Below are 24785 nucleotides of genomic sequence, written 5' to 3'. Positions count from 1 at the left end.
CGCGTCAGCGAACTGGGGTTGCACGGCAACCGCGTCTGGAACACCACCTCGCCGGTGAAGAACTGCCAGTACGGGTTCTCCAGCCAGCGCACGCAAACCTCTTCGTCGGACAGGTCATGGGCGTGCTTGAGATACAGCAGGCCGGCCATCAGCCGCACCGGCAGTGACGGACGGCCACCGCGCTCGGGATCGGGCGGCAGGGTCGGCGCCAACGCATCCTCCAGGCCTGCCCACGGCATCCGGTTGGCGAGCTTGGCCAGCGGATGGCGCAGGTCGATCTGGTTCTCCAGGCGGGAGCGGAAAAGATCGTCGGCGTGGGCTGCGGCACTATCCACGGCAACGGGCTGCTTGCGCATGTGCTGGTTCCAGACTGCAAGGAAACAGCGCTCAGCGTAGCGAAAACGGGGAGTGCCGGCACGCAGGAAATGCGCGGAAACGGCTATACCTCATGCGTGGGATGGGTTTTTCAGGGACGACTAATGACCCAGCGGTTTCTGCTCAGGTCAGGCCGCTAAAGCATACGCCTCAGCGGGTGTCTTCATTCCCAGCGCCTGGTGTGGGCGGCGGAAGTTGTAGAACTGGATCCAGTCGCTGATCACGCGCATGGCGTGCTGCTGGGTTTCGAACCGGTGCCGATGAACGCATTGCTCCTTCAGCGTCCGGATAACACGTTCCACCATCCCGTTCTGCTGGGGGCAGTGCGGGGTGATGAACTCCTGCTTCAGGCCGTAGCTACGCACCAGGCGCGTGTAGTGGCGGCTGGTGAAGACCAGGCCGTTGTCCGAACGCAACAGGAAGGACTCGGGCACCCGCCCCAGCGTGCCGTAGCGGGTGATCAGCGCTTGCTCCAGTGCTGCCGCCGCCGTACTGGCCTTGCCGCTGCGCGAGAGCTGCCAGCCCAGCAGCTGGCGGCTGTAGCAGTCGATGACCAGGGCCAGCGTCAGCCAGCCATCCCGGCCGCCCCAGATGCGGCACAGGTCGGTCGCCCAGCGCTGATCGGGCGCCGCGGCCACCGACGGCAGCGCCTGGATCCGCGGACGTTGACCCACGGCACGCTTGCGGACCTGCCAACCCATGAGCTGGAAGATCCGCTGCACGGTGCTCTTGTTCATGCCCAGAAGCGCCGCCACCGTGCGGTAACCGAACGATGGCTCCTCCTCGATCAGCTGCTTGATCGGCTCGGCCAGCTCAGACCGGACCTTGGGCTCGGCCTTGGTCGCCCGGTAGTACACCGTCCTGCGCGGCACATCGAACCAGCGGCACAGCTTGCTGATCGATACCTCGTAACCATCGTCCTTCAGTCCCTGCTGGATCGAGAGGATCAACTCTCGTCCTTGCCCAACAGGGACTGCGCTTTTTTTCGCGCGCGCAGCTCCAGCATGGCCTCGCCGTAGGCCTCCTGCAGGTCCCTGAGCTGTCGCTCGTACTGCTCGCGCACATCCTCAGGCTTGGCGCGCAGCGCGTTCTCCATGCCGGCCTTGGCATGCTCCATCCACTCTTCAATCTCCGAGGGCGCCAGATCGAACTGACGGCTCGCCTCCGAAACGGTGGTCTTGCCCTGGATGATCTCCAGTACCAGCGCCGACTTGCGCCGGGCCGTCCAACGCTTGATTTCCTCTTCCATCATCACGCTCATGGGTGTCTCCTTCGCAAAGTAACACCTGAGCAGGAAATCACTGGGTCATTACACCCTGATCTTCGACCCGGACGAACGCGGGCCGGGCGACGACCTCAAGCTTCAATTTGAAGCGGTGCGGCAACTGCCGCCCGAAGATCGCCAGGCCATCAAGGCCATGCTCGACGGCATGATCGTCAAGCACCGCACCAAGCAGATCGTCGGTGAGCTGCGAAGCTGACAACAACGGTAACAGCAGCCGCTAAAAGAGAAGCCCCGCAATGCGGGGCTTCGTTTGTTTCATGGCGGCGGGTCAGAGCCCCGTCCTACGCGGGCTTCCTACAATTCGCGCCCACGGAACAAGCCGATCCAGTGACTGCCTTTGGAACGCGGATTTTCTCCGCGCAAGACAGAAGAAACTAGATCAAGGAACGACACCTGCATTTCCTCCGGGCTCCCGAAGTCCGGCTTCTCGAAGTGATACGAACCGCCTCTAGCGGTCAGCATGCATTCGTCTTCGTATATCCATGCCACCGCATGAGATGCGTCCGGCAGGGTGAATTTCACCTCCATGTAGGTCTCCCTAACACCAGACGTTTCGGTACCTACCAGTTCTCCACCATTCGTCAAAATGAGGTTGGTCAGCCCAGCCACGCACTTCTTCTGGAAGCCCGTCGGGGAAAATTCAGTCAGCGTCCCCATCGTCCGCCCCTAAAAATGTCGATGTGCCCTGATGGTGTCCTGACCCACTGGCCAGATGCCCGGAATACCTGATTCCCCTGATGCCTGCCCCATCCGACACGAAGATAGCGATTGCTGTTCGTCCAACCACCTGGCCGGAAAGCCTTGCTTGCTGCTGCTCCACCAAGCGCAACCGAACCTTGCACCTGCCCAGCAACCTTCGCCCATTGATAAGCCTCTGAGCAAGGATCAACTCCTCCGTCGATATCCAAAGCATCGCGGACGTCTTGAAGATCGCCTATACCAAGCGTGACTGCGTTGTACACGCCATCACCGAATCCGGTCACGACATCCACAGTCGTTTGACTCGGACTCCATCCACCTGTCATGTCGTATATCGCACCCCATAGCGGGTCTAACCCTTCAAGCCCAAGCGGGTCGATGTACGAGATTGGATTCCCTCCGACATAGGCATACGGATTCAACCCACCCGCCAGCCCGATCGGATCGACCTGCGTGTACGCCCCCAGCCGCGCGTCGTAATACCGGTTCATGTTGTACCAGAGGTTGGTTTCCTGATCGTAGTACTGCCCCGGGAAGCCGATGTTAAGCCCGCCGATGCTGTCCGTGGTCACCGCCCGGTCCCAGCCGTAGTTGCTGGCCCGCCACACCACCGCCTTGCCGGTACTGGTCACGATCTCCGGCCGGCCCAGGTGGTCGCCATGGATGTAGTACAGCGTGGTGCCCCGGACCATGCCGACCAACTCGCCCCCCGAACCACAGGTAGCTGGTCCACTGCCCGTCGCTCTCCCGGCGCTCGCCCAGCAGCGCGCTGTTGGGCCCGTACACGAAACGGGTGGTGCCCAGGGTCGCCGTCTGCTTCCACGTGCGCTCGTCCAGTGCGTTGTAGCCGTAGCTGTAGGCGCCCGCCGGCAGGCTGACCGTGGTGTAGTTGAGTTCCGGCCAGCTCACGGCCGTACTGCGGCTGATGCCGTTGGTGCGGTTGAACCCGTCGTAACCAAGGCGCGCTACCGTGGCGCTTTGATCAGGCATCCCCTAAGGAGAAGCCCCGCACTTGACGGGGCTTCTTGACTTCGATGCGGCGGGTCAAAGACCCGCTCTACGGTTCCTGATACGTTGGCTACATCCCTTTAGCCTTGATCCTCTCCATTATCCTCGGCATTTTCCTCACCTCTTTGCTCATCGGATTTATTATGATCCGACTCAGCCATGATTGCCTGAATTGAAATCATCCAATTCGCGTATGCGCCCCTTGGACCAGTATTTCTTAACATGGGCAACTGGGAGGGAACCTCCTCCCTCAGAAACAGATAAAGAAGTGGCCCAACGAGAGGAATCAGCAATGCTGTGAAGAAAAGGCATTTCTCAGGCAAGCTTCTTCGGCTCGATAGAAGCTTAAAAATGAGGAATATGCTGAGCAAGCTGGAAATGATGAGTGCTGCAACTACGAAAGGATCCATATCGCTAACCTGCTTTTGAGAATTTCAACCTCAACTCAGAGAAAAACGATAGGGCAATGACCATGCCATCGCCCAGAGTGGCGAAGTAACCAAGCATCGCCTCGTATCCAGACTGCACCGACATCCCATAAAGCGGGATAGAAAGGCCTCCCAACAATGCTGTTGTGGTTAGCAACGCGCGAGCCCACTTCTTGTAGAGGATCATTCCGAGGTAGGCACAAACGTAAACAACCGTGAGCATATTGCTCAATGCAATTATTGCCTTCTCTCCGATCATGGAATTCGCACCAAGCCAACCGAGAGCAGCTATTGAGCCATTTCCGTATGCAAAACTCCAAGGAGAAAAGAATGACGTCAATAACAACATAAGAAGGAAAACGAGTAGAAGTCGATAAGCATTTGTCATGACAACCTCAGATATTAATGGGCATGACTGATTTACTACAGGAACACGTCGGGTTGTCTTGAGGCATTGGCCCAACAACAGGCTCCTTCTTTGCCGGGCAAGCTGTCATCGTTTCTTTAGCACACGTACATGTATTCACTTCAACGGTGCAATAACCATGGATGTCGCACTTAACCGTACTTATATCCGGGACAGGAACCGGGCTAGGGAAATTATCTAGTGCGTTCTGAAGAGGCCGATTCCACCCCATGTTCTGAAGTTGTGTCTGACGATAAATTGAGAGGATTTCAGACTGCGTTAGTCCGCGGCCGCCAGCCTGCTGCTGGAATCTGTTCCAGGAGTTAGGCCTTCTTCCTTGCAACCCAAGCTCATCTACGAGGTTAATGGGATTCCCCCCGACATAGGCATACGTATTTAATCCTCCACCCAATCCGATTAGATCGCTTTCGATGTACCTGCCAGTGGCGGGATCATAGTTGCGGAAATAGTTGTAGTTGAGCCCACTGAAGGGGTCATAGCGTTGGCCCGGGAAGCGCAGTGGCATCTCAAACTCAACCCCGTCCTGATCCGGATCTGCATGCGGCGGGCTGTTGCCGAAAGCCTCACTGGTCAATTGCCAAGTCCAGATCGCCTCATCGCGCACAGGATCAATGACGGCGCGGGGAGTGCCGAGATGATCCGGTTGAATGTAATGGAGTCGCTGCCCGGCCATCATGCCGATCGGTAGATCGCCTAGCCAAATGTACTGCCTAAGCGCGATGCCGCCTGAGCCATACTCACCAAGGAGCCTGCCGTGCTCATCGTACATGAAGGTAATGTCGTGCGTTGTGTCGAGATGGCGCCTTACCTGCTCACCCATACCGTTATAAACGTAGTCCATGGCCGGAAGCCCATCTCGCTTCACTTGGGTCATCCGACCCGCGGAACCATATATGAATTCGCGCTCCTGACCACCGATAGAAGTTGTATTGCCGGAGAGGTCGTAACTACGTGAAACACCACTCACACCAGTAAGTCGATGGCTGTCAATAGCATAAGTGTATGTATTTACTCCCGCCAGACTGGTTCGGTTTCCGGTTGCGTCATACGTGTAGCTTTCGATGGGGAGTCCGGAAACGTCATCACCTAATGAGGTCAGCCGCCCAGCGCCATCATAGCCAAGGCTGATCGCAACGGAGGATGTACCGCTCGCGGTGAGCCCTACAATTTGACCAACGGCATCGTATGTGTAGTGCAGTTCAATACCGTTGGACGTGTCTTCAATAATCTTCGCCCGGTAGTCTTGGTCGTGAGCCCTGGTCATCTGACGTCCATTACCATAGATCCAGCCAGATATTGGACCGAACGGCTCGTATGTCGATCCGGTAACTAGCACTTGCCGAGGCGCACCAAAGGGCGTCACCCCAACTTCGACGACGCGCCCCATGCTGTCGTGCACGTAGTCCACAACCGTCTGGTCCGGATAGGTCACTCTGCGCAACCGTCCCGCTATATAAAAGTAGCTCAGGTTGAGAACCTGGCCATTGGTTATCTGTACCTTCCTAGCTAGCTCACCCAAGCGGGTATAGCAGTAGTGGATGCTTCCGCTCCCATCCGACATGACTGCCAGACGCCCGACAGAGAACGTCTCTCCAGTTTGGCACCAAGAGGAAGTCAGGTCGTATTGAAACGTAACGTCCTCATCTGCTCCAACAGGATACGAAACGCCGATCAAACGATTGAGTGCGTCGTAACTATAGACACTTGCTTGGCCACGCGCGTCCACTTGTTGTGTTCTATTCCCACCGGAGTCATAGGAATAATGAGTAGCTCCGGTATCTGGACTGTGCAGCGCCCGGATCTGCCCGAATCCGTCCCGCTCGTAATGGGTAAGCAGGCCTTTGGGATCCCTTACCTGTACGAGATTGTCCAAAGCATCGTAGCTATAGTGAGCCTCAGAGTTCACGCCACCTACATCCTGCACGGAACGCGATAGGCGATTCAGTGGATCGAAGCTACGGGAGTCGAGGGCGCCCAAGGCATTGGTGATGCCGCTGAGGTTGCCACTGGAATCGTATGCAAAGTGGGTTTGGTTAGCCTGAGCATCCGCCAGCGTCTGCAACTGCCGTGTGCTGCTGAATGCGCGATTCAAACGATGCTTGAGCGTCCCGCCCGTATCTTTAATTTCTTCAGAAATGCGATTCCCGGCATTGTCCAGCTGATAGCGAATTGAGTTGCCTGCTTGGTCGCTGACTAGAACGAGGCGATGAGCCTGATCGTAGCTGTATTCTAAATAGGTCTCGTCAGCTTGAGTGATGCGCCTCACCAGACCTGTGGGCCAGTACTGGATGCGGAACGCCGTATGTCCGGTATCCCAGGTTCCTTGATCGCCTCTCGTGGTAGACCCAGCCAGCCAGCCGCGAGCATGGTACTCATAGTCGGTTATCACGCCGTTAGCGTCACTAACGGTGAGCGGCCTGCCTGCACCATCGTACGCCAGGACTTCAGTCGCCTGACCTAGTGCATTCGTGACTCGCCACAAGTCTCCTTTACGATACGGGCAAGAACTCGGCACTGCCGTACAGCTTGGAGCGCTACTCGGGTAGTAGGAATAGGTAGTCTGATCAACCTTGTCAATGAGTGGACCGTCCACCCATAGAAGGAGTCCTTCTCGCGGACAGAGTGCGGCTGCAACGTCGGCAGCCTCACAGTAGCCGTAACTGGTGGTACGGCTAGCCGCGCTTGCCGGGTCAATGATGGTCGCAGAGGTCACTTGTCCACGCGTGTTGTACGCCCAAGTTAAACGCTGGACAAGTGTGCCGGTGTGATCTCTCGTGTCGCGCTGAGTAGGAAGCCTAAAAGCTGTGTGCCAGTGAGTTTCAGTCGATCGCGTGTAGTTAGGCTGATCGGCTGCCTCGACAATCCTGGACAGCAAATTTTCTGAGGTGTACTCGAACTCTGTTACACGGCCGCCGAAATCGGTGTGCACCCTAGGATTGCCGCTAAAATCATAGGTCTGGCTCGCATAAGCCTCGCCATTGCACGCAGGACAAGGCGCGCTGAAGCCGGAAGACTTCGCGCGTCGATTCACCACTAATTTGCTGACGACAGACTGATGGCCTACAGCGTCGGTAACGACGGTACTTCCCGCCTGGTAGGCGAAGGTTACGCGATCGATACCACCTGCGGGGGCTCCGTGCGTACTGCTAATCGCGCGGCCCTGCGCGTCGTACTCCCAGGTCGCATAAATGGCATCTGATTCATCTCGCCGCTCCGTCAATGCAGTTTCATGATCCGCACTGGTGTAGCCGTAGCGTGCAACCTGAGTAACTACGCCATCATCTTTAAACTCCACCTTACTCAGTCGATCATTCGAGTCGTAGCTGTATATCAGCTCACGGGCGTCAGGTTGAATCACTCCCGTCAGGAGTTCATCCGTATATATGAATTGCAGGCTGCGTCCTCGCGAGTCGGTAACTGTGGCGAGAAAATCACCATCATAGGATAAATAAATAAAGTCACCGTCACTCCACTCAATAGAAGTCAAGAAGCCGTTCGGGTTGAAATACTCTTTAGAATTGTCAGGCCCCCGAAGAGTCCATCCTGAAAAGATGTTATCGGTTATTACTTCTGAAAGTACATAGTTAACGTCAATCTCGCGCATCCACTCGCCAAAGCGCTTCCGGTATGTATAGGCGTTGCCAGATGGGCGCGTGACACGAACAGTCTCCGCATCCACAACAACTATATTGCGCATGAAGTTGTGTCGCCATGCCTTACCCATCTGAGTTGCCGCGTGCAAGTCTTTGGCGCTGGTGTAGAACCTTGAGAACGCCAAGTGCGATCCGTCGACCGCATAGTCATCAGCCGCCTCCAGCTTGACACCGGTGTGGAAGTTGATTGGATTGCCGGCAGTAAATGGTTCGCCCGGATCACCCGAGGTGGCGATATACGTATTCGACGTAGCCTCCGCCATCGTCGAGGCTGAGGCTGGTACCTGATGAGATAAAGAAGTAAATAGAAAAGCAAAGCTGGCCATCTGAATCACGGAAATCGCTGGGGTCTTCCTGCTCACATTTTTCCTCCTTGAGAGAACGTGACAGCTAACCAGCATAATGGTGAAAGTTCGACAGATTTAGCTGACACCACTCATGCGCCTAGTCTTGCGGCGATCTCATTCCGCTGTTTAAGATCCAGCCGCCGACGACCTGCTTTCGGCACAGCAGTTGTCTTTATATTTGTCTGGCTCAGTAGGTGGAACGCAGACCATGCCGGTCAGATGGATGGTGCCATCACTCAGCTTGGCCACCTCGCATCCGTTGTCGCAGGAGATGGTGCTAACCGCCTGCTCATCGCCGGCGCTTGGGTTGGCGGCACGGGAGGAGCAGACTTCGTGAATTGGGAATGTATGCGCTTCGCGCCAAGCCACCAGATAATCACCGTAGATCCCCGCTCCGTAGAAGGCGCGGTACTGAAACTGAGAGTGATATCCGTACGGAACTCCAGATGTCATCCTGAGAACTGCGCACGTGCCTGAATAGGCACGAGCCTCCATCTTCGGATTTGCAGCCAAAGATGAGGCAATGGCCGCATTCGCATCTTCCCAGCAATGAGCGTAAGCAGAGCCCTGATCACTATCAAGATGGTGACCGTTCTGTGCATAAGAGGTGCCGGCTATGAAGATAAGGCCAAGTGCGAGGACGCGCCAGAAAAATGCAAAGCCTTCATTCCCGATGCGGCCTACCTGTACGGGGCTTGAAAGATCCGTTTCGCTTTGCGCTATCACACCCTGCGATATTCTTTCTCGGGCAAGATAAGTGCCGAATTTTCCGACCCTATCGCTTGCGCGCGCGACATATCGCTCGGTCTTTACGAAATCACTTGAGGCCACGCGCAAATCTATGAGGCCCGAAATCATGATGTCATCCATGGCAGGGAACTCCAAAATATAAGGTAGGCGGCCTTTTCTAACGATCCATAAGAGTGGGCTTCCATAAAAGCTCAAGTAAGGCTTGGCGTAATAATGGAAGATTCATAGCCAAATTGAGAAAAGCGATGCAACCCGAGGTAGATGTGACTATGCAACGTTCTGGGACATCCACACTTGGACTTCTGGAGCCAAATCGCTATACGGCCAGCTTCCCCCGGGGGATCGGTCGAGTATCCGAATGTAACCGAATGAATGTCAATGCAGTACGGGTTTCGCCGACTGTACCGGCTGGCGCTTGAGAGGCCCGCCTCGGCTCGCTTAGCCTGTGGATCGGGCATTCACGACTCGGTCCGCAACCCGCCGCAGCGAGGCGAACCTAGTCGTGCGGTGGCGTGAGACAAGCGGCTGTTGTCCAAAGCGGTGGGCAGGTCCTTGGTTATCGCCCCGATGCGGTGATAGCCGGAGTCCTACGTGACAGCCGCCAAAGGTCGGCAGCGCACCTGCACAGTGCGCTGGCCTCTCGTTGCTGGCGCCTTGAGACAGATCACAGCCCCGGACGTGGGAATGACGCCGCTCCCTAAAGCCAGCCAACTCAATGCCGTTGCCTTTGTAGTTGCCGCCGCAGCCTCAGCCGCCCAAATCCGGCAGGCCCGCCTGCGGCTGCAAGGCCAGGCCGAACTGGTGGGCGACGTGCTCCAGCAGCACCGGCTTGGCCGTATCCATCCCCGAGGGGCCGCCCAGGTCGCGCACCGAGGTCACCCGCAGGCCCTGGTAGCCGCAGGGGTTGATCCGCCGGAACGGCTCCAGGTCCATGCCGATGTTGAACGCCAGGCCGTGGAAGCTGCAGCCGCGGCGCACGCGGATGCCCAGCGCGGCAATCTTGGCGCCGCCCACGTAGACCCCGGGCGCACCCGCGCGCCGCTGCGCGCCGATGTTCCATTCGTCCAGGGTGTCGATGACGGCCTGCTCGATCCGGCACACGTACTCGCGCACGCCAATGCCGAGGCGGCGCAGGTCCAGCAGCGGGTACAGCACGATCTGGCCGGGGCCGTGGTAGGTCACCTGGCCGCCGCGGTCCACGTGCAGCACCGGGATGTCGCCCGGGGCGAGCACGTGCTCGGGCTTGCCGGCCTGGCCCAGGGTGAACACCGGCTCGTGCTCGACCAGCCACAACGCGTCGGCGGTCGCCTCGGCACGGGTGTCGGTGAAGCGCTGCATCGCCCGCCACACCGGCTCGTAGGGCTGCCGGCCCAGGTCGAAGACGCGGGCCGGGAGCGGCGCGCGGGCCGGCGCCGCCTCCGTGTCGCAGGCCGGCCGATCGCCGCCTAGAGCGTCCACTTCACTTCCGGGTGGCCGCGCAGCGCCTGGTGGGCGGCGTCGTACTGCGCGCGGCTGTCGGCGCGGAAGCCGATGCGCACCGACACGTACCTGCCGTTGGAGGAGTGCTTCCACTGGATGCTCTCCTCCAGCACCTCCACGCCGGCCTGCGCCAGGAGTCTCGGAAGCTCGCTCTCCAGGCCCTTGTCGGCCGCGCCCATGGCGCTGAGCTCGAAGGTGCCGGGGAACTGGAAGCCGTGCTCGGGATTGTCGGACTTGATTTCCATGGCCGCATTATCGGGGCGGCCGGCGGCGAACCCAAGCCGTACCGGGCCGCAACGCTGCGTTGAGCCGGCCGGCGCGCCAGGTGGGCCCGGTTGCGGTTCTAATGCCGCATCGCCCCGGGTAACGCCGATGCCGCACCGCCGACCGCCCTCCGTCCTTGCACCCGCCCTGGCCGTTCTGCTCGCCCTGCCCGGGCTGCCGGCCCTGGCCGCCAACCAGTGCAGCGGCAGCCGCATGGACGAGACCCCGCCAGCGGTCAATTTCCGGGTCGACAACGATCTGCTCGGCGGCGAGGATCAGGACCAGGGCTACACCAACGGTGCCCAGCTCACCCTGGTCTCGCCCAACCTGAACGACTACACCGACGACCCCTGCCTGCCGCGGCTGGCGCGCTGGATCAACCGCCGCCTGGAGCGGCTGCAGCCGGGCAGGTTCGACCAGCAGAACATGGTCTTCTCGATCGGCCAGGGCCTGTTCACCCCGACCGACCACAGCCGCAGCGACCTGATCGAGAACGACCGTCCCTACGCGGCGGTGCTGCTGGCCAGTTTCGGCTTCAACGCCCGCAACCGGTCGCAATTGCGCACCACCCAACTGCAGGTCGGCGTGGTCGGCCCGGCCGCGCTGGGCCGGCAGGTGCAGGAAGCCGTGCACGGATTCACCGGCAGCGAGGAGTTCATGGGCTGGGACCACCAGTTGCGCAACGAGCCGGTGCTGCGACTGGTGCACGAGCGCATGCGCCGCTGGCCGGGCAACGGCGGCTTCCACGCCGACGGCTGGGCCTGGGATGCGATCGCGCACTGGGGCGGTGCACTGGGCAACCTCAGCACCCACGCCAACACCGGCATGGAGGTGCGCTTGGGCTGGAAGATCCCGGACGACTTCGGCAGCACCCCGCTGCGCCCGGCCGGCGAGAACACCGCCCCGCGCATCGCCGGCCGCGCCCGCGGCTGGTCGGCGCATCTTTTCCTGACCAGCGACGCGCGCTGGGTGCTGCACGACATCACCCTGGACGGCAACACCTTCCGCGCCAGCCACGGCGTGGACCGGCGGCCGCTGGTGGCCGACCTCGGCTACGGCGTGGCGATCATGCGCGGGCGCTGGAAGTTCGCGCTGGCGCGCTACCACCGCAGCCGCGAATTCCAGAAGCAGGAGGAAGCGCCGGCGTTCGGCAGCTTCACCATCAGCCGCATGCTCTGACCGCCCGGCACCGGAAGCAGGCGGCAGACGGAAAGCGGAGACGGCTCGCGCCCGGGCCTACCGGCAGGCCGGGGCGATGGCCGGGCCGATCAAGGCGGCGGCCCGGCGCCGGCAGCGGCTACGTCGCCACCGCCCCCCTGCCCGGCCCGGCCGCGGTAGTAGTCGCGCAGGACGAAGAACGCCTTCTTCTTGACGCCCTTTTCCGACATCACGCCCTTGCGGTTGTAGTCGTCCTGGATGCCGGGCAGCAGCCGGCGCGGGGAACGGAAGTCGGCCAGGATCCAGGGCGAAACGCCGGCATAGCCTTCGATCCTGTCGAGCATCGCCAGGGTCCTGCGGTACAGGTTCTCCTGGAATTCCTCGGTCCATATCTGGCCGGCATCGCCGTGGAGGCCCTGCAGGGCATCGCCTCCGAATTCGCTGACGAACACCGGCTTGTCGTACGGGATCTCCCAGCGCACGCGGTCGGCCTTCTCCGGCGGGCCGTCGTACCAGCCGATGTACTGGTTGAAGCTGACCAGGTCCAGCAGGTCCGCCAGCGGGTCCTCCACCACCGCGACATCGGGGTCGTCGCTGCGGTAATGCTTCTCCATGGCGGCGCTGAGCAGGCGGGTATCGTCCAGCGCGCGGGCCTTGGCCACCAGCCGCGACAGGAACCGGTTGCGTGCCTCGGACACCGGGGTCTCGTTGGCCAGCGACCAGACGACGACCGAAGCGCGGTTCGCGTCCCGGCCGATCATCGCCGCGAGCTGGTCCTGCGCGTTGCGGTAGGTTGCCTCGTTGGTCCAGTCGATGGTCCAGTAGACCGGGATCTCCGACCACGCCAGCAGGCCCATCTCGTCGGCCAGGCGCACGATGTGCTCGTTATGCGGATAGTGGGCCAGGCGCACGAAGTTGGCGTCCAGTTCCTTGGCCCACTGCAGCAGTTGCCTGGCCTGCTGCGCATCGCGCACCCGCCCGCCGCCGTCGGCCGAGTATTCCTCGTGCACGGAGATGCCGCGCAGGAAGACCGGCTCGCCATTGAGCAGCAGTTGCCGCCCGCGGGCGGCGATCGTGCGCAGGCCGACGCGATCGACCAGGGTATCGCCCTCGGTGGCGATCTCCACCCGGTACAGGCGGGGGTTGCCCGGCGACCACAAGTGCGCGCCGGGCACGCGGAAGCGGAACCCCGCGCGGCCGTCCGCCGCCACTTCGGCACTCTCGCGGATGCCCAGCTCGGGCAGCGAAAGAACGACCCGCTCCCCGCCTTGCGCGCCATCCAGCAGGACGCTGCCCTCCACTTCCCGGTCCTCGAGCGAGGCCAGCGCCAGCCGGTAGTCGCGCACGAATACCGCAGGCACCACGACCAGCTCGACCGAGCGGGTGATGCCGCCGTAGTTCCACCAGTCGGTGTTCAGCGTGGGCACGCCGTCGGCGTGGCGCTTGTTGTCCACCTTCAGGACCAGCGAATTGCCCGCGTCCTTCAGGCGGCCGGTGACTTCGAACCGGAAGGGCGTGAATCCGCCTTCGTGCACGCCGAGCTTGCGGCCGTTGAGGTAGACGTCGGCGCGGTAGTTGACCGCGCCGAAATGGACGAAGACCCGGTCGGAAGGCCGGTGCGAAGGCGCATCGAACTTCTTCCGGTACCAGACGCTGCCCTCGTAGTAATAGAGCCTGGGGTCCTGGGTGTTCCAGTCGCCGGGCACCTGCAGCGAGATCGACTTGTCGAAGTCGTACTCGATCAGCTCCGACGGCGTCCTCATCTTCGAATCGGTGAAGAACGCGCCCGGCGGCGGCTCGGGCTGGCGGTCGAACGGCTCGTAGCGGTAGTTGTAGTAACCGTTCTCGTAGGGATCGACGATGGCCTTCCACTCGCCGTCCAGCGATTGGGTCGCGCGGGTATACACCTGCATCGGCGCGTCGGACGCCGGAGCGGCGCAGGCACCCGCGGCCCACAGCGACAGCAGCCAGCACAGAACGAACATGCGCGATGCCACGATACGTCCCCCTTCGCCCGCTCCGGTGGATGAAGCGCACACGGGCCGGCCCGAGGATAGCGCACCGGCCACGGGCATCGCACCGCCGATGGCAAGCGGCTCGCCGCGCCGTTCTGCGGGAAGGAACCCCTCACGCCCGTCAAGAATGCCGAAGGGGTGGCCGTCACCGGCCGCCCCCTCGCCCGGACACGGCACCGGCGCGCAAGCGCCGGCCCGGATCACGTGACCGGTTCGATCACTTGGCCAGTTCGGTCATCGTGGAGTTGACCCAGCCCTTGTTGCCCAGTTCGTCCTCCACTTCCCACATCAGCCCGTCCTTCTCGCCGCTGGGGTACAGCAGCATGCCCGGGTCCAGGTCGCGCACGGCCGATCCGGTGCCCTTGGCGTTGGCCAGCAGGCGCGCCGGCCGGGTCACGCGCAGGGCCTGGGTGACGTTGGCCGCCGCGGCGTTGTCGGGCAGGCCGCCGAGCTGGCCGATCAGGTCGGTGTAGGCCTGCAGGTAGGCCAGGGTGACGACCTGGCCGATCTCGGTATTGGCGTAGCCGCTGACGCCGGCGGCGCCGAAGCCGCCCCCGGAAAACAGGCCGCCGCCGGCGCCCCAGCCGATGTCGGTCTTCTTGGCGCTGCCCTCGGCCATGGCCACCTGCTCGGAGGAGCGCACGTCGGTGACGGTCAGGACCACGTCGGCGGTCTTCTTCTTGAAGTTCAGGCCGCCGATGAGGGTGCCGGCATGGCCGCCGACCAGGCCGCCGATCAGCCCGCCGATGGCGTTGCCGCCGGCGTTGCTGTTCTGCGAGATCAGGTCCGGGACCAGCACGTAGTCGGCGGCCTTGATCTGGCCCTTGCCGATGTTGGAGCCGCGGCGCAAGTCGCCCTCGGCGGCCAGGCCGCGCTCGAACTGGGCGGCGGCCATGCCGGCGCCGCGGTCGACCAGGGTGAAGCAGCGCGACTTGTTGACGAACAGCTTGATCAGCTTGGACGGTGCCGGCAGTTGCTGGCCGGTCCACCAGTTGACCGCGTCGTCCGGCTCCAGCACCGCGATGCTGCCCAGCGGCGTGGCGCATACCGGAATCTGGGCCGTCTGCTGCTTGCGCTGGTCCTGCGTGCTCTGCCTCTGCGCCATCGCCGGCGCGGCCGCCGTCAGTGCGATCAGCACGCCGGCGGTCAGCGCCGCCGCCCTCGAATTCCCTTTACGCATGTCTCGATCCCCATGTGGATGAATGGCCGGGCGGCAATGCCGGCCCCGGGGGGGGGACACGACGCCGTCGCAAGGTCGCCGGATGATAAACCACGGCGCAGGCGCCATCGGCCGGCATGCCGGAAACGGCGACGGCCGGCTTTCGCCGGCCGTGCACGGGGGATGCCGGCCGCGAACCGCGCTCAGTCCGACTCCCACCACATCCAGAACGCGTCCCACAGGCGCTTGAAGAAGCCGGCCTGCTCCACCGCCGTGGCCGCCACCAGCGGTGCATGGGCCACCACCTGGCCGTCCAGCGACACCTTGACCATGCCCACCTGCTGCCCGGCGGCGATCGGGGCCACCAGCGAGCGCGGCACCTCCATCGTCGGCTGCAGGTCGCCGTAGCGGCCGCGCGGCACGCTGACCAGCAGCGGCTCGGCCACGCCGAGCTGGACCTGGTCGGACGTGCCCTTCCACACCTTCAGCGGCGCCACCGGCTTGCCGGGTTCGTACAGGCGGTGGGTCTCGTGGAAGCGGAAGCCCCAGTTGAGCAGGGCCAGGCTGTCGTCGGCGCGCTGGCGCTCGGAGGAGCCGCCCATCACCACCGCGATCAGGCGCTGCTCGCCGCGCTGTGCCGAGCTCATCAGGCAGTAGCCGGCCTTGGAGTGGTGGCCGGTCTTGATCCCGTCCACGCTTGGATCGCGCCACAGCAGCAGGTTGCGGTTGGGCTGGGTGATGCCGCTGACCGTGAACTCCTTGATCTTGTTGTACGCGTACGCGTCCGGGTAGTCGCGGATGAAGGCCCGGCCCAGCAGCGCCAAGTCATAGGCGGTGCTGTAGTGTTCCGGCGCGGACAGGCCGTGGGCGTTGGCGAAGCGGCTGTTCTTCATGCCGATCCTGGCCGCGTAGCTGTTCATCAGGTCGGCGAACGCCTCCTGGGTGCCGGCCACGTGCTCGGCCAGGGCGATGGCCGCATCGTTGCCCGACTGCACCGCCATGCCCACTTCCATGTCGTGCAGCGACGCGCGCTGGTTGACCGGGAAGCCGCTGAAGCTGCCGTCGGTGCGGGCGCCGCCCTCGCGCCAGGCGCGCTCGCTCATCAGCACCTGGTCGTCGGCCTTGACCTTGCCGTCGGCGATCTCGGCGGCGATCACGTAGGACGTCATCACCTTGGTGATGCTGGCCGGCTCCACGCGTGCGTCGATGTTCTCGCCGGCAAGCACCTGGCCGCTGGCGTAGTCCATCAGCAGCCAGGCGGTGGAAGGGGCTGGCTTGGGCGCCGGCGGCACGGCGACCGTCGAGGCGGCCGATGCCGGGGCGGGCGCGGGCGCCTGGGCCAGGGCCAGCCCGGCCGAGAACACGGTGGCCAGCGCGGCGGCGAAAACGCCCAGGGCGGACGCGCCGGGGGTCGAGCGAGACTTCATGCGGATACGGACTCCTGCGGAAAACCGGCGAAGGGCCGGACGATGGAAAGCGGATGCGGAACGCACGATTGTATCGGCGCCTTGCCGCGGCCTGGCGCTCATTCGCGCACCGGCTGCGGCATGCCGAATCCCAGACCGGCAATGCGCCCGGCGAGTTCCGCCGCATCGGTGCCGGTGGCGGCCACCCGCAGCCGCCACAGCGTGCGGCCGCCGGCGACCACGTCGTCCAGGCGCGCGTTGGGAATGCCGGCGGCCAGCAGCCGGTCCAGCGCGCGGCGCGCATTGTCCAGGCTGGAGAAGCTGGCCACCTGCAGCATCGGCCCGGCCATCGCGGGTGCCGGGGACGCGGCCGGGGCAGCGGGCGCGGCCGTTCCCGATGCCGGTATCGCGCCCGCGGCGGCGGTTCCCGCCGGCGGCAGCGCCTGCACCCACTGGTCCAGCGGCGTGGCCGGCGTCCCCGGCGCGGTGGCCGCCGGCGCGGAAGATGCCGCCGCATCCACGGGCGACGCCGGCGGCGGCACCGGGGCGCGGCCGGCCGCCACGGCCGGCGGCGCGGCGGGCGCATCCCCCGGCGTCAGCGCCTGGACCTCCACCCGGCCGGTGCCGCGCGCCACGATGTCCAGCTTCACCGCCGCCGCGTAGCTCAGGTCGATCACACGGCCCTCGTGGAACGGGCCGCGGTCGTTCACCCGCACCACCACCGAGCGGCCGTTGTCCAGGTTGGTGACCCGGGCGAAGCTGGGCAGCGGCAGGGTCTTGTGCGCGGCGGTGAAGGCGTACATGTCGTACACCTCCTGGTTGGAGGTGCGACGGCCGTGGAACTTGTTGCCGTAGTACGAGGCGGTGCCCCGCTCGACGTAGCCGTGCGGCCGTTCCAGCACGCGGTACTGCTGCCCCAGCACCACGTACGGCGAGCGGTTGCCCACCGGCGAGCGCGGCTCGGCGACGACCTGCGGCTCGGGGATGCATTCCACCCGCGGCACGTAGTCGGGGGTGCTGTCGCGCACGCCGGGCTTGTAGAGGCCGCCGGCGGTGTAGTCGCCGCGGGTGGACGGGTCCTCCCGCGCCGGCGCGTAGGGCGAGGCACCGGCGCAGTCGGGGGCGGTCGCCGCACCGGCCTTCGCGGCCGCCACCGGCGTGCCGGCGGAGGCGCCCTTGGGCTTCTTCGGCGCGCTGCCGCAGGCGGCCAGCGCGAGCGCGGCCACCACCACCACGGCCCTGCCCGCCATCCGCGGCCGGCGCGGGCTCATGCCGGCGGGATCTCGCGCCCGGCGATGGCCTCGGACAACTGGTACACCGCCATCGCGTACATCTTGGAGATGTTGTAGCGGGTGATGGCGTAGTAGTTGCGCAAGCCCAGCCAGTACTGCGGCCCGGCGCTGCCGGCCAGGGAGACGGGCGTGGCGGTGGCGTCGGCCGGCAGCGGCTGCTGCGGCGCGTAGCCGCGCGCGGCCAGGTCGGCCAGGCTGTGGCTCGGCGTCCAGTCGACCGGGTCGAAGGGTTCGCGGCCCGGCGCCAGGGTGGCCGGCACCGCGACCGGGGCGCCGGGGACCCAGCCGCCCTTCTTCGCGAAATAGTTGGCGATGGAGGCGAACACGTCGTCCAGGCTGCCGAACAGGTCGCGGCGGCCGTCGCCATCGCCGTCCACCGCGAATTCCCGGTAGCTGGAGGGCATGAACTGGCCCATGCCCATCGCCCCGGCGTAGCTGCCCTTGAGCGCGGCGATGTCCAGCTTCTCCTCGCGGCCCAGGGCGAACAGTTGCGCCAGTTCGTCGCGGAAGAACAGCTCGCGCCGCACCTCGCGCTCGAGCTTGTCCGGATCTCCGCTGCGCGGATAGCGGAAGGCCAGGGTATACAGCGCATCGAGCACCGAGTAGCGGCCGGTGTTGCCGCCGTAGCTGGTCTCCACGCCGATGATCGCCACGATCAGCTCGGCCGGCACGCCGGTGGCGGCCTGCACCTTCTCCAGCGCGGCGCGGTTCCTGGCCAGGAACGCGCGGCCGCCGTCGATCCGCGCCTGGCTGATGAACATCGGCCGGTACTCGTGCCACGGCTTGACCCGCTCGGCCGGACGCGACATCGCCGCGACCACGCTGTCCAGGAACGTGGCCCTGGCCAGCGTGGCCTCGATCTGCGCGGCGGGGATGCCGTAGCGGGCGGCGGTGTCGCGCACGAAATGCGCGCGCGCGGTCTCGAACGGCACCGGCGTCAGGTCCAGCGGAGGCGCAGGCGGCGCCTCGGGCGCGGCCTCGGCGGGCACCGCCGCCACGGCCGGCCGCGGCGGCGAGGGGGGCGGGGAAACGAAGCCCTCCTTCGGTGTCCAGCAGGCGGACAACGACAGGGCGAGCAGGCAGGTCAGCGCGGACTTCATCATCATCGAAGGCAGATTAGCATGTGCCCGAAAAGCCACGAGACCACGGGTTTTCCCGCCGCATCCATGCACCGGCATCAGCGCTGGCCATGCACCGGCCGGTGGCTGCGCACCGCCATCACCAGGCCCACCCCGGCCAGCAGCGACACCGCCGAGGTGCCGCCGTAGCTGAGCAGCGGCATCGGCACGCCCACCACCGGCAGCAGCCCGGAGACCATGCCGCCGTTGACCAGCACGTACACGAAGAACGCCAGCCCCAGCGAGCCGGCCAGCAGCCGCGAATAGCCGTCGCGCGCATGCATCGCGATCCACAGGCAGCGCCCGATCACGAACAGGTACAGCGCCATCACCGTGGCCACGCCGATCCAGCCGAATTCCTCGCTGAGCACCGCGAACACGAAATCGGTGGTCTGCTCGGGGATGAAGTTCAGGTGCGACTGGCTGCCCTCGCCCCAGCCCTTGCCGGTGAGCCCGCCCGAGCCGATGGCGATCTTGGACTGGATGATGTTCCAGCCGTCGCCCAGCGGATCGCTCTCCGGGTCGAGGAAGGTCATCACCCGCGCCTTCTGGTACGGGCGCAGCAGCCATAGCCAGGCCACCGGCGCGATCGCGCCCACCCCGCCTACCGCCACGCCCACCCACCACCACGGCAGGCCGGCCAGCAGCAGGGCGAAGACGCCGCTGGCGGCGATCAGCATCGCCGTGCCGAAGTCCGGCTGCAGCAGGATCAGCCCGGTGGGCGCCGCGATCAGCAGCCCGGCCGCCAGCACCGTGCCGATGCGCGGCGGCAGCGGGCGCTGGTTGAGGTACCAGCCCAGCATCATCGGCAGGGCGATCTTCAGCAGCTCGGAGGGCTGCAGGTAGAACACGCCCAGGTCGAGCCAGTGCCGGCCATGCTTGCCGGTGCCCACCAGCAGCACCGCCACCAGCGGCAGCAGGGCCAGCACGTACACCATGGGCGACCAGGCCCGCAGCCGGATCACCGACACCCGCGACAGCACCCACATCGCCGCGACGCCGATGGCGAAGCGCGCGCCCTGGGCCTTGAGCAGCGCCGGCCCGCCCTCGGCGCCGCCGGCACTGTGCAGCACCGCCAGGCCGAAGCCCATCAGCGCGGCCAGGGCCAGGCACAACGGCCAGTCCAGGGTGCGCGTGGCGCGCCAGGCCAGGTCCAGGAGCCAGCGCAGGACGGGCTTCATCGCCGCGCTCCGCGCGCGGGCGGCGTCGCCCCGGAGGCATCGGCATCGGGCGTGGCCGCCGGAACCCGGGACGTCGCGGCGGCATCCGGCGCCATGCAGCCCGGGCCCTCCGCGGCACAGTCCACCGGCATCCCTGCCGGAGCCGGCCCGTCGACCGGTTCCATCCCCTCCGGCGGCGTGCCCAGCAGCCAGGCATCGAAGATCGCCCGGGCGATGGGCGCGGCGGTGCTGCCGCCGTAGCCGCCGCCCTCCACCGCCACCGCCACCGCGATCTGCGGGTCCTCGGCCGGCGCGTAGCCGATGAACAGCGCGCGGTGGCGCAGGTGGATCGGCAGGCTGCGCGGGTTGATCGCGGCGGTGCCGCGGCGGCTGACCACCTGCGCGGTGCCGGTCTTGCCGGCGATCCGGTATGGCGCGCCGACGCCCATGGCCCGCGCGGTGCCGCCGGGGCCGTGCACCGTGGCGACCATGCCCTCGCGCACCACCTGCAGATGGTCCGGACGGTCGCTGATCAGCACGGGCGCAGGCTGCGTCAGCGGCAGCCAGGGCGCATCGAAGCGGTCGCGGCGCGCATCGACCAGGTGCGGGCGGCGCAGGCGCCCGTCGTCGGCCAGCGCGCCGGTGCCGCGCACCATCTGCAGCGGGGTCACTTTCCAGTCGCCCTGGCCGATGCTGATGTTGACTGTGTCGCCGGGGTACCAGCGCTCCTTGCGCTGCTTCATCTTCCAGGCCGGGCTGGGCAGGATGCCGCCGATCTCGCCGGCCAGGTCGATGCCGCTGGGCTGGCCGAAGCCGTAGCGGGTCAGGTATTCCTCGACCCGGGCGATGCCCATGTCCAGCGCGAGCTGGTAGTAGTAGGTGTTGACCGAATCGGCGATGGACTTGCGCGCATCGGTCCAGCCATGGCCGCCGCGGTGCGAGTCGCCCCAGCCGCGGCTGTTGCCGGGCAGGTAGAACATGCCGGTGGACAGGGTGCGGTCCTCCGGCTTGCGCACGCCGCTGTCCAGGCCGGCCAGGGCCAGGAACGGCTTGAGCGTGGAACCGGGCGCCACCCCGCCCAGCACCGCGCGGTTGAACTGCGGGCGCGAGGGGTTGTCCATCAGCGCGCGGTAGTCGGCGTGGGAGATGCCGTTGACGAACAGGTTGGCGTCGTAGGACGGCAGGCTGACCAGGGCCAGGATCTGCCCGCTGCGCGGGTCCATCGCCACCGCCGTGCCCTCCAGCTCGCCGAACGCGGCCACGGTGGCGCGCTGCAGCTCGGCGTCGATGGACAGGCGCAGGTCCGCGCCGGGCACCGCCGGCACCCGGCCCAGGGTGCGCAGCGCGCGGCCCTGCACGTTGGTCTCCACCCGCTCGTAGCCGACCTTGCCGCGCAGCAGTTCCTCGTAGGCGCGCTCCACGCCGGTCTTGCCGATGTGGGTCAGCGCGCTGCCGCCCTGCCCCAGTTGTTCCAGGTCCTGCTCGTCGATGCGGCCCACGTAGCCGATCACGTGCGCGAACAGGTCGCCGTAGGGGTAGTGCCGGGTCAGGTACGGCTCCATCTCCACCCCGGGGAAGCGCCAGCGGTTGACCGCGAAGACCGCCATCTCCTCGTCGCTCAGGCGCAGCTTGAGGGTGATCGGGCGGAACCCGCGGCCGGCGCGGCGCTCGTTGCGGAAATGCTCGATCTCGTCCTCGCTCAGCGGGATCAGCGCGCCCAGCTCGGCCAGCAGCCTCTCGGTGTCGCCGGCCTTGTCCGGGGTGATGTCCAGGCGGAACGCGGGCAGGTTCTCGGCCAGCAGCCGGCCCTGGCGGTCGTAGATCATCCCGCGCGCCGGCACCACCGGCCGCGGGCGGATGCGGTTGGCCTCCGAGCGGGTGGCGTAGTCGGCATGGTCCAGCACCTGCAGCTTGAAGTACCACGCCGCCAGGCCCGCCAGCGACAGCACCACCACCACGAAGCCCAGCGCCGCGCGGCGGCGGAACTGCTCGGCCTCGGCGTGCGGGTTCTTGGTCGGGCGGCGGCCGTGCATCTCAGTCGCGCCGGCCCAGGCGCAGCGCGTCCAGCAGCAGGAACAGCGGCGGCCACAGCAACAGGCCCAGCAGCGGCGCCCACCAGTAGTGCCAGGGCAGGGCCGGTTCGCCCAGGGCCAGGTGGATGGCGGCGTCGACGATGCGGTCGTTGACCAACAGCGCGCCGATGGCCAGCGCCTGCTGCGACAGCGGGAAGAAACGCAGGCGCGCGCGGAAGCGCTGCAGGATGAAGGCCATGATCACCAGCCGCAGGGCCTGCTCGCCGAGCAGGCCGCCGTAGGCCAGGTCGGCGACCACGCCGCAGCAGAACGCCAGGCCCAGGCCCACCCGCGAGGGCGTCTCGATCACCCAGTAGGCCAGCACCAGCGCCAGCCAGTACGGGCGCAGCGGCTGCAACGCCTCGTGCAGCGGGACCAGGCCCAGCAGCACGGCCAGGAACAGGCTGGTCGGCAATACCCAGGCCGCGCCGCGCAGGCGGCTCACCGGGCCGGCTCCGGCGCGGCCGGCGCGGCTTGCGGCGCCGGGGCGGTCGTCGAGGCACCGGAAGCGCGATCCACGGCACCCGCGGCGGCGTCCGGGTCCGCGCCGGGCAGGGCTTCGTCCGGCTCGCGGCCGCGCAGCAGCAGTACGTCGCGGCCACGGTCCAATTGCGCGGCCGGCTTCAGTTCGCCGACCAGGAACGCCTGGCCCTCGTCCGGATGCAGGCCGGCGATGGTGGCCACCGGGAAGCCGGGAGGGAAGCGCCCGCCCAGGCCGGAGGTGACCAGGTCGTCGCCCACCTGCACGTCCTGGTTCAGGGCCACGTCGCGCAGCTCCAGGCGGTCGCCGCGGCCGTACACGATCAGGCGCACGCCGTTGCGCGCCACCATCACCGGCACCGCGTGGTCCGGGTCGGTCAGCAGCAGCACGGTGGCGTTGGCCGGGGTCACCGCGACCACCTGGCCGAGCAGGCCGCCGGCGTCGATCACCGCCTGCCCGCGATATACGCCCTGGCGGCTGCCGGCGCCCAGCACCAGCCGCTGCCGCGAGGGCGCCAGGTCGATGTCCAGGATCGGGACCAGTTGCACGTCCAGGCCGGTGCGCTCGGCCACGCCCAGCAGTTCGCGCAACTGGGCGTTGTCGACGGCGGCGTTGCGCAGCCGGGTCAGGCGCGCGTCGGCGACCAGCAGCTCGTTGCGCAGCCGGCGGTTCTCCTCCAGCAGCGCCTGGCGCGCGGCCAGGCCGTCCTTCATCGCATTGCCCGCGCGGCCGGGCAGGCCCGCCAGCGCCCACAGCGGCTGCACCAGCACGGTCGCCTGCTCGCGCGCGCGCTCCAGCCAGTCGCCGCGCCGGTCCAGCACCAGCAGCGCGACGGCCAGCGCCAGGTAGGCCAGCAACCGCAGGGTGCCGGCGGTTTCACCGGGTCGGGCGGCGGGAGGGAAACCAGCGTAGGACACGTTGGGGCCGGGACTCGGGATCGTGGATTCGGGGTCGAAACGGATGCCGCGGCGGGACGGGGGCGGGCCGGCAAGGCAGAAGCGCGACTGCGGACGGCGCTCCCATCCGCGCCGCCGCCGCCGGCCTCAGTCAGGGGTGAAGAATTCGTTGCCGTGCATGTCCACCAGCTCCAGCGCGCGGCCGCCGCCGCGGGCCACGCAGGTCAGCGGGTCGTCGGCGACCTGCACGTGCAGGCCGGTCTCCTCGGAGATCAGCTTGTCCAGGTCGCTGAGCAGGGCGCCGCCGCCGGTCAGCACGATGCCGCGCTCGGCCACGTCCGCGCCCAGTTCCGGCGGGGTCTGCTCCAGCGCCAGCTTGACCGCCGAGACGATGCCCGCCAGCGGCTCGTGCAGCGCCTCCAGCACCTCGTTGGAGTTGATCTTGATCATCTTCGGCACGCCCTCGGCGAGGTTGCGGCCGGTGATCTCCAGTTCCCTGTTCTCGGCCTGCGGGTAGGCGCAGCCCAGCTCGACCTTGATCCGCTCGGCGGTCACCTCGCCGATCAGCATGCCGTGGTTGCGGCGCACGTAGTTGGTGATGGACTCGTCGAAGCGGTCGCCGCCGATGCGCACCGAGGCCGAGTAGACGATGCCGTTGAGCGAGATCACCGCCACCTCGGTGGTGCCGCCGCCGATGTCGATGACCATCGAGCCGCGCGCCTCGGACACCGGCATGCCGGCGCCGATGGCCGCGGCCATGGGCTCCTCGATCAGGTAGACGTCGCGGGCGCCGGCCTCTTCGGCCGATTCCTTGATCGCGCGGCGCTCGACCTGGGTGGAGCCGGCCGGCACGCACACCAGCACCCGCGGGCTGGGGCGCAGCACCCGGGCCTTGTGCACCTTCTTGATGAAGTGCTTGAGCATGGCCTCGGTGTAGGTGAAGTCGGCGATCACCCCGTCCTTCATCGGCCGGATGGTGGTGATGTTGCCCGGGGTGCGGCCGAGCATCTGCTTGGCCTCCGCGCCCACCGCCGCCACCGTGCGGGTGCCGCCGATGGTGCGGTCCTGGCGCACCGCCACCACCGACGGTTCGTTCAGCACGATGCCCTGGCCGCGCACGTAGATCAGGGTGTTGGCCGTGCCCAGGTCGATGGACAGGTCGTTGGAGAACATGCCGCGGAGCTTCTTGAACATCGTGGGAGGCGATCCTGGGGGCTCGGGAACAGGGATGCGGAGGCGATGAGGCGACCGGTGGAAGGCGGCCCGGCCCGCGGCGCCGGATGCGCGCCGATAGCGGAAATCCGGGCGGAAAC

General features: G+C 65.9%; 21 protein-coding genes and 1 pseudogene. 1 reads left to right on the top strand and 21 read right to left on the bottom strand.

The genetic code is table 11. The features are described from left to right. The 11 genes from HNR76_RS13630 to HNR76_RS13580 all read right to left on the bottom strand — a co-directional run. On the bottom strand, positions 1–356 hold a 356-nt coding region (locus HNR76_RS13630), incomplete at its 3' end, for a transposase (RefSeq protein WP_183982304.1). A 147-nt stretch (positions 357–503) separates the two neighbouring features. Beyond that, positions 504–1325, bottom strand: a complete 822-nt coding sequence (locus tag HNR76_RS13625) for an IS3 family transposase (protein ID WP_162311919.1) — start codon at positions 1323–1325, stop codon at positions 504–506. Further along, on the bottom strand, positions 1322–1636 hold the full coding sequence (locus HNR76_RS13620; protein WP_162311918.1) for a DUF1153 domain-containing protein: 315 nt from the start codon (positions 1634–1636) through the stop codon (positions 1322–1324). The genes HNR76_RS13625 and HNR76_RS13620 overlap by 4 nt, the downstream gene beginning before the upstream one ends. Positions 1637–1673: 37 nt before the next feature. After that, entirely contained in the window at positions 1674–1859 is a 186-nt protein-coding gene (locus HNR76_RS13615) for a hypothetical protein (protein ID WP_162311917.1), read from the bottom strand. A 95-nt stretch (positions 1860–1954) separates the two neighbouring features. Then, positions 1955–2269, bottom strand: coding sequence for a hypothetical protein (locus tag HNR76_RS13610; protein ID WP_162311916.1), 315 nt, complete (start codon positions 2267–2269; stop codon positions 1955–1957). Positions 2270–2304: 35 nt separating this feature from the next. Continuing rightward, positions 2305–3051, bottom strand: coding sequence for an RHS repeat-associated core domain-containing protein (locus HNR76_RS13605; protein WP_162311915.1), 747 nt, complete (start codon positions 3049–3051; stop codon positions 2305–2307). A gap of 730 nt (positions 3052–3781) precedes the next feature. Further along, positions 3782–4183 (bottom strand): hypothetical protein, encoded by a 402-nt coding sequence (locus tag HNR76_RS13600; protein WP_183982302.1) that lies wholly within the window; start codon positions 4181–4183, stop codon positions 3782–3784. 7 nt (positions 4184–4190) lie between these two features. After that, positions 4191–8237: an RHS repeat-associated core domain-containing protein gene (locus tag HNR76_RS13595; RefSeq protein WP_162311913.1), complete on the bottom strand. Its 4047-nt coding sequence runs from the start codon at positions 8235–8237 to the stop codon at positions 4191–4193. A 111-nt stretch (positions 8238–8348) separates the two neighbouring features. After that, on the bottom strand, positions 8349–9092 hold the full coding sequence (locus HNR76_RS13590) for a hypothetical protein (protein ID WP_162311912.1): 744 nt from the start codon (positions 9090–9092) through the stop codon (positions 8349–8351). 627 nt (positions 9093–9719) lie between these two features. Beyond that, positions 9720–10430 (bottom strand): lipoyl(octanoyl) transferase LipB, encoded by a 711-nt coding sequence (lipB, locus tag HNR76_RS13585; protein WP_162311911.1) that lies wholly within the window; start codon positions 10428–10430, stop codon positions 9720–9722. After that, positions 10418–10696 carry a DUF493 family protein gene (locus tag HNR76_RS13580; protein WP_162311910.1) on the bottom strand — a complete coding sequence of 93 codons (279 nt, stop codon included), beginning with the start codon at positions 10694–10696 and terminating at the stop codon, positions 10418–10420. Before HNR76_RS13580 ends, lipB begins: the two co-directional genes overlap by 13 nt. A 127-nt stretch (positions 10697–10823) precedes the next feature. Here HNR76_RS13580 and HNR76_RS13575 point away from each other — a divergent pair, with 127 nt between their 5' ends. Next, complete coding sequence (locus tag HNR76_RS13575; RefSeq protein ID WP_221301498.1) at positions 10824–11894, top strand: lipid A deacylase LpxR family protein; 1071 nt, start codon at positions 10824–10826, stop codon at positions 11892–11894. A gap of 89 nt (positions 11895–11983) precedes the next feature. On the opposite strand, the gene HNR76_RS13570 is transcribed toward HNR76_RS13575, so the two are convergent. The 10 genes and pseudogenes from HNR76_RS13570 to HNR76_RS13525 all read right to left on the bottom strand — a co-directional run bounded on the left by HNR76_RS13570 (position 11984) and on the right by HNR76_RS13525 (position 24666). Continuing rightward, positions 11984–13858 (bottom strand): glycoside hydrolase family 2 protein, encoded by a 1875-nt coding sequence (locus HNR76_RS13570; RefSeq protein ID WP_162311909.1) that lies wholly within the window; start codon positions 13856–13858, stop codon positions 11984–11986. A gap of 247 nt (positions 13859–14105) precedes the next feature. Further along, a complete protein-coding gene (locus HNR76_RS13565) occupies positions 14106–15068 on the bottom strand; it encodes a CsgG/HfaB family protein (RefSeq protein ID WP_162311908.1) in 963 nt (320 codons plus the stop codon). A gap of 182 nt (positions 15069–15250) precedes the next feature. Next, entirely contained in the window at positions 15251–16474 is a 1224-nt protein-coding gene (locus HNR76_RS13560; RefSeq protein ID WP_162311907.1) for a D-alanyl-D-alanine carboxypeptidase family protein, read from the bottom strand. Positions 16475–16572: 98 nt separating this feature from the next. Next, the gene (locus HNR76_RS13555) at positions 16573–17724 is read right to left on the bottom strand and encodes a septal ring lytic transglycosylase RlpA family protein (RefSeq protein WP_425501823.1); all 1152 of its coding nucleotides are present in this window, start codon (positions 17722–17724) and stop codon (positions 16573–16575) included. Then, the gene (gene mltB, locus HNR76_RS13550) at positions 17721–18848 is read right to left on the bottom strand and encodes a lytic murein transglycosylase B (RefSeq protein WP_162311926.1); all 1128 of its coding nucleotides are present in this window, start codon (positions 18846–18848) and stop codon (positions 17721–17723) included. Before mltB ends, HNR76_RS13555 begins: the two co-directional genes overlap by 4 nt. Positions 18849–18922: 74 nt before the next feature. Then, the gene (rodA, locus tag HNR76_RS13545) at positions 18923–20044 is read right to left on the bottom strand and encodes a rod shape-determining protein RodA (RefSeq protein WP_162311906.1); all 1122 of its coding nucleotides are present in this window, start codon (positions 20042–20044) and stop codon (positions 18923–18925) included. Next, complete coding sequence (gene mrdA / locus HNR76_RS13540) at positions 20041–22056, bottom strand: penicillin-binding protein 2 (RefSeq protein ID WP_162311905.1); 2016 nt, start codon at positions 22054–22056, stop codon at positions 20041–20043. Before mrdA ends, rodA begins: the two co-directional genes overlap by 4 nt. A gap of 1 nt (position 22057) precedes the next feature. Then, entirely contained in the window at positions 22058–22540 is a 483-nt protein-coding gene (mreD, locus tag HNR76_RS13535) for a rod shape-determining protein MreD (protein ID WP_162311904.1), read from the bottom strand. Next, positions 22443–23493: pseudogene (gene mreC, locus HNR76_RS13530) on the bottom strand (rod shape-determining protein MreC); the annotation flags it as partial. The gene mreD and the pseudogene mreC, both read right to left, overlap by 98 nt. 126 nt (positions 23494–23619) lie before the next feature. Beyond that, entirely contained in the window at positions 23620–24666 is a 1047-nt protein-coding gene (locus tag HNR76_RS13525; protein ID WP_162311902.1) for a rod shape-determining protein, read from the bottom strand. Between the last annotated feature and the right edge of the window lie 119 nt (positions 24667–24785).

It is taken from the genome of Pseudoxanthomonas broegbernensis (genome assembly GCF_014202435.1).
Classification (GTDB): domain Bacteria; phylum Pseudomonadota; class Gammaproteobacteria; order Xanthomonadales; family Xanthomonadaceae; genus Pseudoxanthomonas; species Pseudoxanthomonas broegbernensis.
The sequence above is the reverse complement of the archived record's forward strand: the minus strand, read 5'-3'. Positions and strand labels throughout refer to the sequence as shown.

Excerpts from the sequence above, each read along its gene's own strand:
- rodA (WP_162311906.1), bottom strand. The coding sequence starts at position 20,044 with ATGAAGCCCGTCCTGCGCTGGCTCCTGGACCTGGCCTGGCGCGCCACG.
- HNR76_RS13620 (WP_162311918.1), bottom strand. The coding sequence starts at position 1,636 with ATGAGCGTGATGATGGAAGAGGAAATCAAGCGTTGGACGGCCCGGCGC.
- HNR76_RS13525 (WP_162311902.1), bottom strand. The coding sequence starts at position 24,666 with ATGTTCAAGAAGCTCCGCGGCATGTTCTCCAACGACCTGTCCATCGAC.
- HNR76_RS13600 (WP_183982302.1), bottom strand. The coding sequence starts at position 4,183 with ATGACAAATGCTTATCGACTTCTACTCGTTTTCCTTCTTATGTTGTTA.
- mltB (WP_162311926.1), bottom strand. The coding sequence starts at position 18,848 with ATGATGAAGTCCGCGCTGACCTGCCTGCTCGCCCTGTCGTTGTCCGCC.
- HNR76_RS13555 (WP_425501823.1), bottom strand. The coding sequence starts at position 17,724 with ATGAGCCCGCGCCGGCCGCGGATGGCGGGCAGGGCCGTGGTGGTGGTG.
- HNR76_RS13565 (WP_162311908.1), bottom strand. The coding sequence starts at position 15,068 with ATGCGTAAAGGGAATTCGAGGGCGGCGGCGCTGACCGCCGGCGTGCTG.
- HNR76_RS13605 (WP_162311915.1), bottom strand. The coding sequence starts at position 3,051 with ATGGTCCGGGGCACCACGCTGTACTACATCCATGGCGACCACCTGGGC.
- HNR76_RS13560 (WP_162311907.1), bottom strand. The coding sequence starts at position 16,474 with ATGAAGTCTCGCTCGACCCCCGGCGCGTCCGCCCTGGGCGTTTTCGCC.
- HNR76_RS13580 (WP_162311910.1), bottom strand. The coding sequence starts at position 10,696 with ATGGAAATCAAGTCCGACAATCCCGAGCACGGCTTCCAGTTCCCCGGC.
- HNR76_RS13570 (WP_162311909.1), bottom strand. The coding sequence starts at position 13,858 with ATGTTCGTTCTGTGCTGGCTGCTGTCGCTGTGGGCCGCGGGTGCCTGC.
- HNR76_RS13575 (WP_221301498.1), top strand. The coding sequence starts at position 10,824 with ATGCCGCACCGCCGACCGCCCTCCGTCCTTGCACCCGCCCTGGCCGTT.
- mrdA (WP_162311905.1), bottom strand. The coding sequence starts at position 22,056 with ATGCACGGCCGCCGCCCGACCAAGAACCCGCACGCCGAGGCCGAGCAG.
- HNR76_RS13590 (WP_162311912.1), bottom strand. The coding sequence starts at position 9,092 with ATGGATGACATCATGATTTCGGGCCTCATAGATTTGCGCGTGGCCTCA.